This is a genomic window from Tolypothrix sp. PCC 7712, from assembly GCF_025860405.1.
Taxonomy (GTDB): Bacteria; Cyanobacteriota; Cyanobacteriia; order Cyanobacteriales; family Nostocaceae; genus Aulosira; species Aulosira diplosiphon.
This window is the reverse complement of the sequence record NZ_CP063785.1, coordinates 8,159,756-8,176,435: the sequence shown is the minus strand read 5'-3', so window position 1 is coordinate 8,176,435 and position 16,680 is coordinate 8,159,756. Positions and strand designations below refer to the sequence as shown.

Annotated in this window: 14 protein-coding genes and 1 tRNA gene; all 15 read left to right on the top strand. The window is 36.4% G+C overall.

Translation table 11 applies throughout. The annotated features are described in order from the left end of the window. The first annotated feature begins 71 nt into the window (after nucleotides 1-71). Entirely contained in the window at nucleotides 72-1,109 is a 1,038-nt protein-coding gene (locus tag HGR01_RS33220; protein ID WP_413777627.1) for an alpha-hydroxy acid oxidase, read from the top strand. A 57-nt stretch (nucleotides 1,110-1,166) separates the two neighbouring features. After that, nucleotides 1,167-1,250 (top strand) — tRNA-Leu (locus tag HGR01_RS33215). A gap of 648 nt (nucleotides 1,251-1,898) precedes the next feature. After that, complete coding sequence (locus HGR01_RS33210; RefSeq protein ID WP_045868032.1) at nucleotides 1,899-2,093, top strand: hypothetical protein; 195 nt, start codon at nucleotides 1,899-1,901, stop codon at nucleotides 2,091-2,093. Between the two features lie 958 nt (nucleotides 2,094-3,051). Continuing rightward, the gene (locus HGR01_RS33205) at nucleotides 3,052-3,849 is read left to right on the top strand and encodes a WecB/TagA/CpsF family glycosyltransferase (RefSeq protein WP_045868033.1); all 798 of its coding nucleotides are present in this window, start codon (nucleotides 3,052-3,054) and stop codon (nucleotides 3,847-3,849) included. Between the two features lie 176 nt (nucleotides 3,850-4,025). Then, a complete protein-coding gene (locus HGR01_RS33200) occupies nucleotides 4,026-5,531 on the top strand; it encodes a lipopolysaccharide biosynthesis protein (RefSeq protein ID WP_045868034.1) in 1,506 nt (501 codons plus the stop codon). Nucleotides 5,532-5,592: 61 nt separating this feature from the next. After that, nucleotides 5,593-6,330 (top strand): class I SAM-dependent methyltransferase, encoded by a 738-nt coding sequence (locus tag HGR01_RS33195; RefSeq protein WP_052335057.1) that lies wholly within the window; start codon nucleotides 5,593-5,595, stop codon nucleotides 6,328-6,330. A 51-nt stretch (nucleotides 6,331-6,381) separates the two neighbouring features. Then, on the top strand, nucleotides 6,382-7,536 hold the full coding sequence (locus tag HGR01_RS33190) for a glycosyltransferase family 4 protein (protein WP_155538964.1): 1,155 nt from the start codon (nucleotides 6,382-6,384) through the stop codon (nucleotides 7,534-7,536). A gap of 219 nt (nucleotides 7,537-7,755) precedes the next feature. After that, complete coding sequence (locus HGR01_RS33185; protein ID WP_045868035.1) at nucleotides 7,756-8,964, top strand: glycosyltransferase family 4 protein; 1,209 nt, start codon at nucleotides 7,756-7,758, stop codon at nucleotides 8,962-8,964. A 46-nt stretch (nucleotides 8,965-9,010) separates the two neighbouring features. After that, nucleotides 9,011-9,805 (top strand): glycosyltransferase family 2 protein, encoded by a 795-nt coding sequence (locus tag HGR01_RS33180; protein WP_045868036.1) that lies wholly within the window; start codon nucleotides 9,011-9,013, stop codon nucleotides 9,803-9,805. Between the two features lie 121 nt (nucleotides 9,806-9,926). Next, on the top strand, nucleotides 9,927-10,892 hold the full coding sequence (locus HGR01_RS33175; RefSeq protein WP_045868037.1) for a glycosyltransferase family 2 protein: 966 nt from the start codon (nucleotides 9,927-9,929) through the stop codon (nucleotides 10,890-10,892). An 84-nt stretch (nucleotides 10,893-10,976) separates the two neighbouring features. After that, on the top strand, nucleotides 10,977-12,104 hold the full coding sequence (gene glf / locus HGR01_RS33170; protein WP_045868038.1) for a UDP-galactopyranose mutase: 1,128 nt from the start codon (nucleotides 10,977-10,979) through the stop codon (nucleotides 12,102-12,104). 46 nt (nucleotides 12,105-12,150) lie between these two features. Continuing rightward, nucleotides 12,151-13,248, top strand: a complete 1,098-nt coding sequence (locus tag HGR01_RS33165; RefSeq protein ID WP_045868039.1) for a glycosyltransferase family 2 protein — start codon at nucleotides 12,151-12,153, stop codon at nucleotides 13,246-13,248. 271 nt (nucleotides 13,249-13,519) lie between these two features. Beyond that, on the top strand, nucleotides 13,520-14,260 hold the full coding sequence (locus HGR01_RS33160) for a class I SAM-dependent methyltransferase (RefSeq protein ID WP_052335059.1): 741 nt from the start codon (nucleotides 13,520-13,522) through the stop codon (nucleotides 14,258-14,260). Nucleotides 14,261-14,305: 45 nt separating this feature from the next. After that, the gene (locus HGR01_RS33155; protein ID WP_045868040.1) at nucleotides 14,306-15,475 is read left to right on the top strand and encodes a glycosyltransferase; all 1,170 of its coding nucleotides are present in this window, start codon (nucleotides 14,306-14,308) and stop codon (nucleotides 15,473-15,475) included. A gap of 42 nt (nucleotides 15,476-15,517) precedes the next feature. Beyond that, nucleotides 15,518-16,633, top strand: coding sequence for a glycosyltransferase family 4 protein (locus tag HGR01_RS33150; protein WP_045868041.1), 1,116 nt, complete (start codon nucleotides 15,518-15,520; stop codon nucleotides 16,631-16,633). Nucleotides 16,634-16,680: the final 47 nt, after the last annotated feature.

Genomic DNA, 16,680 nt, shown 5'->3' with positions numbered 1-16,680 from the left:
AAATCCACAATCACTTGCAACCAATCAACCTTTTTGAATACGAACAGCTAGCAAAACAGCACCTCTCGCAAATGGCGCTTGATTATTACAGTAGCGGTGCTGGAGATGAAATTACATTACGAGATAACCGTGCTGCATTCGAGCGCTTAAAGTTGCGTCCACGCATGTTAGTAGATGTGAGCGATCGCAATTTATCTACCTCTATCCTAGGGCAACCGCTTGCCCTACCTTTACTAATTGCACCAATGGCATTTCAATGTCTAGCTCATCCAGAGGGAGAAATCGCTACCGCCACAGCAGCAGCAGCAGCAGGTGTGGGTATGGTTCTCAGTACTTTAGCGACTAAAACTATTGAAGATGTTGCAGAGATACGCCAACATTTCCCTAATGCTTTGCAATGGTTCCAACTTTACATCCATAAAGATAGAAGCTTAACTCGCGCTTTAGTTGAAAGAGCCTATAACGTAGGTTACAAAGCATTATGTTTAACTGTAGATGCTCCCATGTTAGGAAGGCGCGAACGAGATCAGCGTAACGAATTTTCCTTACCACCTGGCTTACACGCCGCTAATCTTGCAACCATCTCAGGGTTAGATATACCCCATGCACAAGGTGAATCTGGGTTGTTTACTTATTTTGCTCAACAGCTAAACCCGGCATTAACTTGGGATGATTTAGCATGGTTGCAATCAATTTGCCCTCTACCCTTGGTAATAAAAGGTATATTACGAGGAGATGATGCCATACGTGCAGTCGAGTGCGGAGTCAAAGCCATAGTTGTCTCTAATCATGGTGGCAGACAATTGGATGGTGCGATCGCATCTTTAGATGCTTTAGCTGAGATTGTCACTGCTGTAGATGGTAAAGCCGAAATCTTGATGGATGGTGGTATCCGTCGTGGTACAGATATTCTTAAAGCCTTAGCATTAGGGGCAAAAGCTGTACTCATCGGACGGCCAATTTTATGGGGACTAGCAGTAGCCGGAAAAGCTGGTGCATCCCATGTAATTGCGCTGCTACAGGATGAGTTAAGTTTAGCTATGGCACTTAGTGGCTGTGCCAAACTCGAAGATATTGATCCTTCTTTAGTCAAATCCTTAGAAAAATAATTTTCTATCCTTGTTGAAAAACTCTCAGATAGTGTATATTAGTAAAGTTGCATCTAAGGGCGGGTGGCGAAACTGGTAGACGCACCACACTCAAAATGTGGCGACCTTGCGGTCATAGGAGTTCGATTCTCCTCCTGCCCACTTTGAATAATAGAGTTATCAGAATTTTTACTGAGCGGCTCTCTAGCAAGGCTCATAGAATTATCGTAATTGACTTTTTTTAGGTAAGCAAGTTACTAGTTGCTACAAGCTAGCATTACTAGTCTTTAGCTGAGTAAGCTGAAGCATATCTAGTGTATACGCCTAAAAAGTCGAAAGTATTATGAGGTAGGTATTTTGTCCACTAGAAGTATGCAATTTGAATATGGAATAGCATCTCAGCGCCAATTATTTTTTTGGACAAAGGAAACTATACAACAGTTAACTGCGTCTAGATTTTGAAATGATACTATCTGCATTCCATACATTATGGTCTTCAATATCAAACTCCGAAATCATCAACTATCAAAACCAAGACTCATCAGACTTAGCAAGAAGTAGCTAAGATTACATATTTGCTACCACTTAATACTTGCATACTATGTATAAGATTTCTTCTAATATAAGTGTTTATACTCTTATTTGGTTCATGCCTAACTAACCATGAAGATTTAATGCTAATATAGTTATGAGCTAACGATGAGATGCAATAATTCCTCCCTAATCAAAATTAATTGATTAAGTTTGTGTCTGCATTTCGTCATAGTCACCATTGTTTTTCACTTTCCAGTTACACAAAGAGTAAAAAATATGAGATTGAAAAGATGGGAATCCCCTCGCCGAGAAGGAAGGAATGACAAGGGGAAAGGTGGTTCAGCAAGACAGCGACAACTTAAAAAGCAAAGGCAAATGTTGCGACAAAGGCTAAAAGAAAATCAAAAATCGGACAATAAAAATAACAATGCCAAGGGAGAAGAAAAATTAATCTTCTCCTTTTTTATTTAGTTGCAAATGCAAAAAATATAGATTTAAAAGATAATTGTCTGAAATATAAACAAAAATTATTAAGTCATTGAATTTTTAATTAAATTTTAAATTAGATATCAATACTAGGGAAGATGACGCTGTTAATTGCAGAGTCTAGGTGATAAATATCAAGTCAAAAAGCGTTTACAATCAGGTGAGTCTGTGTTATCAATGTACGAAACAGTTATCTGCAACACTATCAGGGAACTATTACTGTGTTGGGCAGTCGTTAGCTAATTAGGAAATCAAACTTGCTTTTGTGTGGAAATTAATACTTTATAATTTGATTAAAGTGTAATATATGCACACAGACAATTCTTCAGCTTACATAGTTTTTAATTTTTAGCTTGAGTTTGATACCAATTTCAGCTAATTTGCTGATGATCGCAGCACCTGCAGACAGTTCTGGAGGATGCGAAAATCTCTAGATAATCACCCTAATTGAATAGACAAACAACAATATACCGTAGCAAAATGTATCTTGATTAACTAAAACTTTAGTTACTGCCAATATCTATTTTCAGAGAGTTCATGAGATTTTTTGTCTCTACTATCTTCGAGCTAAAAGCTTGAAAATATTATTTTCCAGTTGTTCTACGTAATTCTTTTTCCAGATGATCTTTTACTCAGTTCATGATATTTAAATAAAATGTAATCTTTATGTAAAGGAATTGCAAAGCAAATATAAAGTAACCATAAAGTTTATAGTAGATTTTGGGAAAAGCTTCAGATAAGCTTGTAAACTAAGATACGAGGAACGCATGTTTTAAAAATACCAGGGTAACCAGAATCTTACTGATAAAGCTATTGCATCTCCATGTGTATGAGTCAGACCATGCCAAAAACTGAGAAGAAAGTCAGCAATAGGATCACCTGATTGTTCCACAGTTGGCAATGAACTAATTGATGTTTAGGATTTTTGACACAGGAGGAATTTATGGGAGAGGTAAAATTAGTACCTACTCAAAAAGTTCTGGATTTTCCCATTACTGCATTAACTTTTGAAAACCAAATACAAACAATACTGAAGTGGGCGATCGCTCGGGAGAGTAAAACAGTCTGCGTTGCCAATGTACATATGCTCATGGAAGCTCATTGGAATCCCGAGTTTGCTAGAGTACTAAAAACTGCAGATGTCGTCACTCCTGATGGAATGCCTTTAGTTTGGATGATGCGGCGGATGGGTGCGCGTTCCCAAGACCGTGTAGCAGGGATGGATATTCTACAAGGATTATGTAAGCTAGCTCAAATACAAAATGTTAGTGTTTTCTTTCTAGGTTCCCAAACCGAAATCCTTGCCAAAATGCGAAAAAGGCTGGATCAAGAATTTCCCAACCTGAAAATAGCAGCGATGGAACCTTTACCCTTCCGTCCTCTGACAGAAACTGAAGACGCAGATTTGGTCAAAAAAATCAATAAAAGTGGTGCTGGTTTAGTATTTGTATCATTAGGATGTCCAAAACAAGAAAATTGGATGGCTCAACACAAAGGTAAAATCCAAGCTGTCATGATTGGAGTCGGTGGAGTTTTCCCAGTTTACGCAGGAATCCATAAGCGCGCACCACGCATAATTAGAGAATTAGGCTTTGAGTGGCTTTATCGCTGGATTCAAGAACCGCGCCGTCTCTGGAGCCGTTATATGACAACAATTCCACCTTTTATTTGGCTGGCTACAAAACAGTTACTCTCATCCAGTCGTTTGGCAGAAGTCTTCCTTCAAGGAAGCGGGGATTGAGCAACCTCAAATTTGAGAAATTTCAGATGTAATTAAATTAGAAAATTTAGCTATGGGTGTATTCCACAATTGGTAAACACCAATAATAGCTATGTTGAATGGGTATGAATATTGAGAGACAAAGATCAATTTTGGACACAGGGAAGTGACCATCATCTTCAACCTAACCGAGATTCATGAAAAATCTTTCTTCTAGTGAAAAACAACAAAAGTATTTTAATACCGATCATCTCAAAGCAGATTTAAAAGGTCGCTCTGTGCGTGGTGGTGCAATCACAATGGTTGCCCAAATTGCCAAGTTTGGCTTGACTTTGGTATCTAACGTAGTTTTAGCTAGATTGCTGACACCTCAAGATTATGGTTTGGTCGGAATGGTGACTGCTGTTACAGGGTTCGTTACCTTGTTTAAAGATTTGGGATTGTCAATGGCGACTGTCCAAAAGGAAGAGATTAATCATGAGCAGGTTAGTACTTTATTTTGGGTGAATGTAGGTCTGAGTGTTGTCACAGCTTTAATAACAGCTGCGATCGCACCTGCAATTGCTGAGTTCTATAATGAACCTCGTTTAATATGGATTACCTTAGCTTTGACAAGTGGATTCATTATTAGTGGATTAAGTGTGCAACACTCAGCTTTGCTGAATCGCCAAATGCAGTACAAAGTACTCATGTTCAACGATGTGTTTGCTACAGTTCTCAGCATAGTAGCTGCAATTGTTGCAGCTTTTTATGGATTGGGTTATTGGGCATTGGTTATTATGCCACTAGTAGGTGGAGTGATTGGTACTGTAGGTCTTTGGATTACCTGTAGTTGGCGTCCTGGTTTCCCTGCAAGGCTCATGGGTGTGCGCTCAATGTTGGCTTTTGGTGGACACTTAACAGCCTTCAGTACAATCAACTATTTTGCCCGCAACTTAGACAACGTGCTAATCGGACGTTCTTGGGGCGCTCAACAGTTAGGTTTATACGCTAAAGCTTATCAATTATTACTTCTGCCCCTTAATCAAATTAATGCACCTATTACTGGTGTTGCTATTCCTAGTCTGAGTAGATTGCAACAGGAACCAGAAAAATTTCGCCATTACTATCTTAAGGCTCTATCAATAGTTGCTTTTCTAACCATGCCTACAATTACTTTTATGATTGTGGCAGCAGAAGAAATTATTGGCACCTTACTTGGCTCTCAATGGCAAGATGCTGTTGCTATTTTTAGATTGTTAAGTATCTCTGCAATAGTTCAACCTATTTGCAATACTACTGGTTGGCTTTATATTTCCACGGGTAATACTCAGAGGATGTTTAAGTGGGGTTTATTCTCCTCATCCCTAGTTGTGGCATCATTCTTTATCGGCTTGCCTTATCAGGCTTATGGAGTTGCTTTATCTTATACTGTTGCAATGCTTTTACAAGCTGCTCCATGCATTTATTATGCAACAAGTGGTACATCTATTACTATCTTTGATGTGCTAAAAGCTGTAAAGCAAGTATTTATTTCTTCTATAATATCTAGTTCTATAGCATGTGCAATCAAAATTGTTATAAGCTCAAGCATACCCATGTGGATCTGCTTAATTATTTATTCTCTTGTAATGATTGCAGTATATGTTTTATTAATGTTTTATATCTTTGGGCAAAAGGATTTTTACTTGAGCTTCTTAAGAGAATTTAAAAAAACAAAATAAATGAATTTATCTTTTGATTAGAGTAATTACAGAAATAATTCTATACACTTTAAATAATCGTATGCAAAATAAAGATTTTTGGGAAGAAACAAAATTTGTACAGACAACCAAGGGATATAGAGCCTCAAATAATCCTATTCATGTTGGCGTTGGCTCTCGCTTTATTGTGAATATTCTAGGACGAACTTATGAACCATTAATTAACAAGTATGCAAAAGGTTTATTGCTAGACTTAGGATGTGGCAATGTACCTTTGTATGCTATGTATAGAGATAAGATTGTCGATAACGTTTGTGTTGATTGGTCTAATAGTATACACAAAAATAAATATCTTGACTATGTATTTGATTTAAATGATAGATTGCTTCTTGAAAGTGAACAATTTGATACTATTCTCCTAACTGACGTACTTGAACATATCGCTAATCCCGAATTCTTAATAAATGAAATAACAAGGCTTCTAAAGCCAGGTGGTCATCTTATTTTGACTGTACCTTTTTTTTATTGGATTCATGAGCAACCTCATGATTATTTTAGATATACAGAATTTTGTATTAAAAGATTTTGTGAGAACAATAAGCTCAATGTGATTTTATTAGAACCTTATGGAGGTGCGCCAGAAATAATTTTAGATATAGTTGCAAAAAATTTGATGGATGTATCACCTATGTTATGCAAAATTCATTGTAATGTTAGTACATTGTTTATCAACAGTTATATTGGTAAAAAAATCTCTACCAAAACTTCTAAAAGCTTTCCATTAGGTTATTCCTTGATAGCGCAAAAAGGAAAATTATAATTATTACTATAATATCTCATATAATACTAATGAATCTGATAATAAGTACCATTGAAAAACACTCTATCACAGATTAATTTGAGCTTTATGAATAAAACTATTGCTGTTATAGCCCGTCAAATTGGTGCTCGTTCTGAAACTTTCATTAAACGACATATGGAAGATATACTACCAGGTAAAACGGTAGTAATTACAAGTTATGTTTCTGGTTTTGATGCTGGTTATTGGAATGTAAATTGTCCTGTCTTAAAAGTTTATGACCTATCTGAACGTAGTGGAGGGATTAAGAGAGTAGTACGTGCATCTACAGCAAAGTTTGCTGTTCAAAATTTTTTAAAAATACATAAAGTTGATGTTATATTAGGTGAATTTTTGCATTATTCGTGCAATTTCTTCCAAATCGCCCAAGAGCTAGGTATCCCTTTTTTTGCCCATGCTCATGGTAAAGATGTTTCGGAACTATTACGAGATCCTTATTGGCAAAAAGAATACTTACGCTACAAGAAAGCAGCAGGCATAATTACTATTAATCAGGTCAGTCGAACCAGACTCATAGATTTAGGTTTAGATCCCCAGAAGATACATATTATTCCCTCTGGTGTAGACGTACCAGATGAACCTTTAAAAAGGTCAGAAAAAGAAATAATTCGTTGTCTTGCCGTAGGTCGTATGGTACCGAAGAAAGGGCCAATTTTACTACTAGAAGCTTTTCGCAAAGCGGTAAAAGTATACCCCAATTTGCGACTAGATTACATTGGTACAGGAGAGATGTTACCAGCAGTCCGGCAATTTATTCAAGGACTGGATCTTACTAACAAAGTGACCCTACATGGCGGTCAACCCCATGAGTTTGTTCAGGAGTATATGAAAAAAGCTGATATTTTTTTACAGCACAGTATAGTTGACCCAGACAGCGGAGATGAAGAGGGTCTACCTGTATCAATTTTAGAAGCAATGGCTTGTGCCCTTCCTGTAGTTTCCACTATACATGCGGGGATTCCTGAAGCTGTATTAGATGAGAAGACAGGTTTTCTAGTTAGCGAGGGAGATTGCTTGAGTATGGCACAGAAAATTATGATCTTGGCACAAGATGCTGATTTACGCTCAAAAATGGGTTTTGCGGGTTGGCAAAGAGCTCAAGAATTATTTACATGGGAAAGAGAAAGAGATAGTCTTCTCCAAGTTATGGGGCTAACTAAAAATTGAGTAAATATATAGCTTGGATAGAAAATAAAAAATTTTGTACAAGCGTATATAAATTACTCGACTATTAGTCGATTATTGATGCGACTAGCAATAAAAAATTCTCAATACTAAGGATGTGTTGGTGCCAAAATTATGTAATTTTACCTGAGGTTAATTATGCAAAAAATATTTAAAATACATACATTTTAATCATATAAAAAATAATTACAAGGCACATTTATGAAAGTAGCTTTCATCACTCATTTTCCGAATTTATATGGGGCAAATCGCTCCCTTCTGAATTTAATAGATGGCTTAAAGCCTTATGGTGTAGTACCTCATATTATTGCTCCCTTTGAGGGACAATTGACAGCCCAATTAAAGATTCTCAATATAGAATATGCGGTAGTTCCTATTCAATGGTGGGCAGATGAATTTAAAGGTAGCTTTATAGACAAGGCTTACCAAATTGCTTCATTTTATCCGAAAGCTTTTAAACGTTTGTATTTGAATTTTAAGTTAATCCCTACTTTAGAAGAAATATTAAAATTATGGAATATTGATGTAGTGTATACAAATTCTTCTGCAACTCCAGCAGGTAGTCTAGTAGCAGAGAAACTACAAGTTCCACATATTTGGCATCTTAGAGAATTTCTAGATAAAGACTATAATCTATATTTAGATTGGGGTAAATCATTCTGCAGTTATTTTATTCAAAAATCATCTGCAAAAATTGCTATTTCTAAAGCAATTGCATCGCATTTTTTTCCGGATTGCTCAACAGAAAATTTGCATATTGTATATAACGGTATTGCTTCAACCGAAGAATTACAACTTCTATATCAAATAGGAATTTCCTCATTAAAGGTTAATAGGCCATTTACATTTACATTAGTCGGTTTAATTCATCCAAATAAAGGGCAAGATGTGGCTATTAAAGCTTTTGCAAAAATAGCCAAAAAATATCCTCAGGTACGCTTATTAATAGTTGGAGATGGTGATAATGATTATCTTGATCAACTCAAGAAATTAACTGAAGATTTGGGAGTTCTAAATCTAGTCGAATTTTGGGGTTATTTAGAAGATCCTTATAAAGCATATTTAGATTCAGATGTTATTTTGATGTGTTCTAAAAATGAAGGAATGGGCCGAGTTACCGTAGAAGCGATGTCTGTATGTCGTCCTGTGATTGGTTATGATAATGCCGGAACATCAGAGATTATTCAACATGAATATACTGGTCTGCTATATCGAGGTGATCATGAGGCGCTTGCAGCATGTATGAAGCAACTTATTGAAAATCCTGACTGGGCAAAGCAGCTAGGAATGAACGCATGGAAGAGAGTTGTTGAAGAGTACAGTATAGAAACTTATTCTCAGAAAATTTATGAAATTTTACTATCAGTGGTTACACAGCATAATATTTCAAAACAATTAATACATATTTAGTATCTCGCTCTTGGCAAATATTGTTTTTAATCCTTAGAGGTAAAGCATGATTAGTATTATCACCCCAGTTTATAACGGCGATCGCTTCATTGAAGACTGCATCAAAAATGTTATTGATCAAAACTGTACTGATGTTGAACATATTATTGTCGATGGAGGCTCCACAGATAGAACTGTAGAAATTATTAAAAATTATGCAGAACAATATCCACATATTAGATGGATATCTGAAAAAGATAAGGGACAGTCGGATGCCATGAATAAAGGTATTACCCTAGCGGAGGGAGAGATTATCGGATTTCTGAATGTAGATGACTATTATGAATCGGATGTTTTCAATAGAGTCATAGAAATTTTTAAGACCTTACCCGATCCTAGCTTCCTCGTCGGCAACTGTAACTTATGGAACGATAGGGGTGAGCTTTTTCAAATTAACAAACCCCGGAAAATGCAGTTTAATGATTTATTGTTGGGATGGCATATAAACCCTTTTCCTGCAAACCCATCTGCATATTTTTATCATAGTTCAATACATCAAATAATTGGTTTATATGATGTTGATGATCATGATGCTATGGATTTACATTTCCTCTTACAAGTAGTGCAAATTGCTACAGTTAAATATGTAGATGAAACTTGGGGAAATTTCCAAGTAATCAAAGGCACAAAAACTTACAATAGTAATCAAAGTGGTCAGACGCTAGAGCGTATAGAGCGAATTCTAAATACTTATCGCCAAAGGCTTCCTTTATCTCAGCAATTAAAATTAGCGTTCAAAGGTAATTTTTTGACCAAGAAAAAAGGCATTGAACGTAGAATAAAAAGCTATTTAAAAACATAACTATTTGTATTAAGTTTGGAGCAATCTCTTGATGGTATTTCCTCACTTATTACAAATATTAATTAGAAACCCATCTTCTTTGTATAGCTAAATCAATTTTAGAAGTCAAGAGAGAAAGCTTGTGAATCCTAGAGTATCTATTATTATTCCTGCTTATAATACCGATAACTATATCAAACAAGCGATAGAATCTGCATTAGGGCAGACTGAGTCAAGGATTGAAGTCATCGTAGTTGATGATGCTTCCACAGACAAAACAGTAGAAGTAGTGAGAACTTTTACAGATCAGCGCCTTAAGCTCTTAGTTAATGAAAGTAATAAAGGGCCAAGTTACTCACGTAACCGTGCTCTAAAAGAGGCAAAAGGCGAATGGGTTGCTCTACTAGATTCAGATGACTGGTATGCACCAAATAGATTAGAAAAGCTGTTGCAAGTAGCTTATCAAAAAAATGCAGACTTGATTGCAGATGATATGCATTTAATCGCAGATGATACAGATTCCTCTCATAATACATATTTTTCTGGAAAAAAAATAAACTTTAAAACTCCGATAAACATAGATACTACATATTTTATTGATTTCAGCCTCGGCATCACAAAGCCTTTAATAAAACGTGAATTTTTGATTTGTCATGCTCTTGAATTTAATGAAGAATTGAAGTATGGAGAAGACCTTTTTCTCTTCTTATTATGCTTAGTTAATGGAGCCTGCTTCACAATTGTGCCGGAACCTTATTATTTTTACCGTAGTCGTACTGGCTCACTTATGACTGAACAGACACAATTTTATGAGCAAGCTTACAATACAAATTTATATCTTTTACAGCAAGAATTTACAAAAAAAGATCCAAAAATAGCAGCTTCTTTATATCGGCGTTTATCAGAAATGAAGCTACTTAGAGCATTTTATAAAGTAAAACCATACATCAAAAAAAAGGATTTTTTAAATGCATGGATTGTAGCCATGCAAAATCCAATTTTCTTTTGGGCATTATGCGTCAGGATACCAATAATTTTAAATTACCATCTTTCTCGTCGCCTATCGCTTTTAACTCAAATTTTTACAAATCAAAAGACTCAGCATTAAAACTATGAATCAATTAAATATACGCAAAAAATTGAATAGACCAAAACATAACTCAGCCATGCTATTAATAAAGGAGACTCTATTATGAAAACTGATTGGCTGATTATAGGTGCTGGGTACTCAGCCTGCGTGCTAGCTGAACGAATTGCTACTCAACTTGCACAAAGGGTACTTATAGTGGAACAGAGAGACCATATCGGCGGTAATGCTTACGATTACTACAACGAGCATGGCATTTTAGTTCATAAGTACGGCCCTCATATTTTTCACACCAAATCTAAAAAAGTTTGGGATTATCTTTCACAATTTACAGAATGGAGACATTACTATCATCATGTTCTGGGAGTAGTAGAGGGTAAAAAGGTTCCTATCCCCTTTAATTTGAACTCTCTTTATGCCCTGTTTCCTCCAAAATATGCAGAAAAGCTAGAAAATTTGTTGCTAGAGCACTTTGGTTTTGGAGTAAAAATACCTATCCTAAAACTGCGTGAAAGCGCTAGTGGAGATTTAAGCTTTTTAGCTGATTACATTTATCAAAATATCTTTCTCCATTACACCATGAAGCAGTGGGGTGTAAAACCAGAAGAACTAGATAGGGGAGTAACAGGACGTGTTCCAGTTTACATAAGTCGGGATAACCGTTATTTTCAAGACCCTTACCAAGCTATGCCTAAGCTGGGTTATACCGAAATGTTCCGTAAAATTCTAGCTCATCCTAACATTAAGGTACTCCTAAATACAGATTACCGCGAGATTATCAATGATGTAAAGTTTAACCGAATACTTTGTACAGGGCCAATAGATACCTTTTTCGATTATATGTATGGCGAACTGCCCTATCGTAGTTTGCGCTTTCAATTTGAGACTCTAGATCAAGAATGGTATCAAGAAGTTGGTACAGTCAACTACCCCAATGACTACGATATTACACGCATCACCGAGCAAAAATATTTGTCGGGACAAACATCTCCTAAAACTACCTTGGTAATGGAATATCCTCAAGCTTATGTACCTGGCAAAAACGATCCTTATTATCCTATTCTCAATGAAGAAAACCGCGATCGCTTGAATTTGTATTTGAAAGAGGTAGAAAAACTCAACGGTACAGTAATATTTGCAGGTAGGCTGGGAGACTATAAGTACTATGATATGGATCAAGCAGTAGTGCGGGCTCTGGGTGTATTTGAGAAAGAAATAGCAAATTCGATTTAGGAATTAAAACACAGATTGCGTTAATTCAAATCTTAGGATTCAGCAAATGCAACAATTGCAAACTCAAAATTTACAACCAATAGAACTACCTCAACTGCCAGATAGACCTTTAATATCAGTTTTAGTTCCCAACTACAACTATGCAAAATATATTGGCGAGACTCTAGACAGCGCTCTTCAACAAACTTACACCAATTTTGAAATCATAGTTTGTGATGATGGCTCCAAAGATAACTCTTGTGAAGTTATCGAAAGTTATCTTCAAAAAGATTCCCGAATCAAGTTGATCCGCAAACTAAATGGAGGTGTTGCCACAGCATTAAATACAGCTTATAGCCACACTAAGGGTGAAATTATTTGCATTTTAGATGCCGATGACATTTGGATGAATAATAAGTTACAGAAAATTTTAGAGGTATTCAGACTTAACCCTAAATGTGGCTTTGCCATTCATAATGTAATTCAAATTGATGGCCAAGGTAATTTATTAAAATCAACTCCTATGTTTAGGCGTTTAGCTTCAGGTTGGATGGGCCATTCTGCTTTACAAAATGGTGGATTCGTTGACAATATTCCTCCAGCATCTGCTTTAAGTATCAGACGCGAAGTAGCCAACTATATCTTTCCCCTGAACGAAGCATTTGTACGTAATGCAGATAGTTTAATATTCCGTTTTGCTCCATTTATCACAGTAATTGGTTCAGCACCAGATGTACTAAGTAAATTTCGCTTACATGGCTCAAATACTACTAGCCAAACAACTGTGACAGCAGATTTTCTAGAGAAAGAGCAAGTGACTTTAGCACGTGTACATCAAGAACAAAAACAGTTTCTCCAAAAAATTTATGGTACAGCCATTGCAGATAGCCTAACAGATTTGCATTTTAGTGTTGCAGTCTGTCATGATCTTTATTTACTAGCTCGTTTTAAGCATTTATCTAAGTTAGAGCGCAGGACAATACACCAGCAGCTTGTGACTCATCCCAATTTTAATAATTGGTCTGTAGCTCAACAGTGGCTATTTCGCTGGGGTGAGTATTTACCAGATAATATTTTTCAAAAATGGTTTGATCTGATCTATGGACAGAGCCGTCTGAAGCGCTTAGTCAAAGAGCTAATTGACAGAAAATTTGCTCTAACTTAACCAAGTGCATAGCTTCATTTGCCATTACCTTAAAAAGTTAAAAAGAGGCGTGGTTCAAGGTACTCATTTCAGCAATAATGATGGGGTTGTGAGAGTAGGGAAGGAGCTATTAATAGGTTTATTTGCACAAGCAATTAACAAACAGAAATTGATGTTAATTTCATCCCTAACTTGACTATTGCTAGTCCAGCTTGCTGAATGGGATCGCTATTAGAATTTCCTAATAACTTGCCAATTCTCAACAGAATTTATGGTTTGGAGTCCAAATTTTATGTCTTTAAAAATAACGTCTACACGTAATACCACAGGAGAGATTTATGAGCGGTATAATGAAATCTCTTGTAGACCAACAGTTAAAGATCATAAAGCCAAAGAGAAAATTTGTAAATCCTTCCAACGTTCTTTAAAGCATTGGTTACCAATAGATAGATCGCTCAAAATATTAGACGTGGCTTGTGGCGAAGGAGCTTTATTAACTTTCTTAAAAGAAAAAGGATATAAGAATCTTTCGGGGTTCGATATTTCCGAGCAAAATGTAGCTATTTGCCATGAATTAGGATTAACATTTGTGCAGAAATTTAATGCAGAACAACTCAACCAATTCAGAGATGCAGAAAAGTATGATCTCATTTTTGCTTTAGATATTTTGGAACATTTACCAAAGCAATCAGCAAGTAAATTTATCAAGCAAATTAGAGAAAAATTGAAACCTAATGGCTGCCTTGTGATTCAAACACCTAATATGGGCAGTATATTTAGTTGTCTGTGCAGATATAATGACCTGACTCACGAATTCGGAGTGACAGAACACTCTCTTCTGCATCTTTTATTACTAGGTGGATTTGATGCTAATAAAGTTGAGATCAAACCACAGTGGTCTGCATCTACAATCTTGGGACGGTTCAAAGAAACTTACTTGTGTTTACTACATCAACTCATTTTTATTGCTGAAGGAGCAGGTCGTCCTAGAATACCAACAAAAAACCTCTTGGCTCGAGCATATCGCTCCTAGCAGCCTTGCAAAATTATGTTCAAATTATAGTGATAATTGCCCACAATGACGAACTCTAAGCTGCGTGTACTTTTTGTTAGTCACGCTTATGTAGTTGGTATAAACCAAGGTAAGCTGAATGCGATCGCAGAAACCGGTAAATTTGAAGTTGGCTTACTAGCTCCTAGCAACTGGAAAGCGCTGGAGTGGAATCGCCAGTTTGAAGTTGAAAAGCCTTATCCCAACATTAAAGTTTATACAGCACCTGTACTGTTTTCTGGTCGTGGAGGTGCTCATGTCTATACACCTTGGCATCTGTGGCAAGTTCTGCAGAATTTTCAACCTGACATAGTGCAAGTGGAAGAAGAAGTATTCTCACTTTGTACTTTTGAGTTAGCAATTTGGAGCAGAATCACAGGCAAGCCAATGGTTGTATTTGGCTGGGAAAATATGGATCGCAAACTGCCTGTTGCGCGTCGCTGGGTACGTCAATTTGTCATGAATACAGCCAAGTTGATGCTTCCAGGTAATCAAGATGGAGCTAATTTATTACGGCAATGGGGTTATACCGGACTGATGGAAGTGATGCCACAGATGGGAGTGGATACTCAATTATCTAGTCCGCGATCGCCTGAAAAGAAAAATGAAGAATTCCACATAGGATTTCTGGGCAGATTGGTTCCTGAGAAGGGTGTTGATACTATATTTGGTGCTGCACGACTACTGAAAGAAAAAGGACTCAATACCCGGATTATTATTTGTGGTTCCGGTTCCCATGAACAAGCGCTCAAACAAGAAGCTCAAAAACAGCAAATAGCTGATTTAGTAGTTTGGCGCGGTTCAGTCCGTCATGAGCAAGCACCCGAAGAAATTAGTAAATTTGATGTTTTAGTCCTGCCTTCCTTAACTGCTACTACATGGAAAGAGCAATTTGGTCACGTTTTAATTGAAGCAATGGCAATGGGTGTTCCTGTAGTAGGCTCTAGTAGTGGTGAAATCGCCAATGTTATTGGTCGTTCTGATCTGATATTTCCAGAGGGTGAATCAGCAGGATTAGCAGCAATTTTAGAGCGAATGATTTGCAATCCGAATTGGCGGCAAGAGTTAAAGCAACATGGTATGGCTAGAGTTAATCAGCATTATAGCCATGAAAGAATCGCTGAACGTTTAATCAACCTTTGGCAACCTCTCATCCGACAAACTAGCATTCATGCCTATGCTATGAACAAAAGTTGAGGTTAGTTGAAAGTTGGAGTGTGATGCTAAGGGGAATTAATCATGCGTGTAATTATTGTGCGTACTATGCAAGAGTTCAGCATGGATATCTATGCCAATGGGATTATTTCAGGTTTAAAAACTGTCAGACCTGACTGGGAAATTGTGGATTTAGCACCGCGTAATTATGATAGAACAAGTTCTTCTCTTTTACTAAGAGTTATCAAATACTATGAGCGCTTTTGGCGCTTTCCCAGCTTGGTAAGACAACAATCAGCAGATGTTTTCCATATTATTGAACCTGCAGAAGCTCATATTGTTTATTGGTTACAAAAAACTACTAAAACTGTTGTTGTTACTTGCCATGATTTAATCAACTTTTATTACTCAGGCAATCTTCAAGGTTCGGTGCAATTGCCATTTGTGAGTAAAAATGTCTGGTTATTTGCTGTCAAAGGCATGAAATATGCCGATCACATCTTTTCTGTTTCTTGTGTAACTGCTAAAGATACTACTAAATTATTAAATATAGAACCTGCCAAAATTACTGTAACTCCCAATGCTGTAGATCCTATATTTCGGCAGTTATCTCCATCTGAGATTGATGCTTTTTACCAAAATCATAGTTGTAATGATCAAACAACTTATCTCCTAAATGTAGGAGCCAATCACCCTCGTAAAAATATTTTTACTATACTTGAATCTTTAAATATTTTAAAACAAAAAGAAATATCTTTTAAATTTTGGAAAGTGGGGGCTGACTTTACAGATGAGCAAAAAGAATATATTCAAGAACATCAGTTAGAAAATTATATTACTTACTTTGGTAAACCAGATAAGAAAACGCTAATCGAAATATATAATGCTGCTGATATTCTGATAGCGCCTTCGCTGCATGAAGGATTCGGCATCACAATTTTAGAAGCTATGGCTTGTGGCACTCCAGTTATTACTTCCAACACTTCAGCTATGCCGGAAGTAGCAGGAGATGCAGCTATTCTAGTTAATCCCCAAGAACCACAAGCAATCTCAGAAGCAGTAGTGCGATTGCATAATGACACAATATATTATCAAGAATTAGTCGATAAAGGACTGTCAAGAGCTCAATTATTTACGTGGGAAAAAACAGCAGAAAAACTAGCTGAAGTTTATGAAAAATTATTAGCTAATAAAAATTAATGCATCAAAATTTTTCCATTTAGCATCTGTTTGATGCAAATATCTAA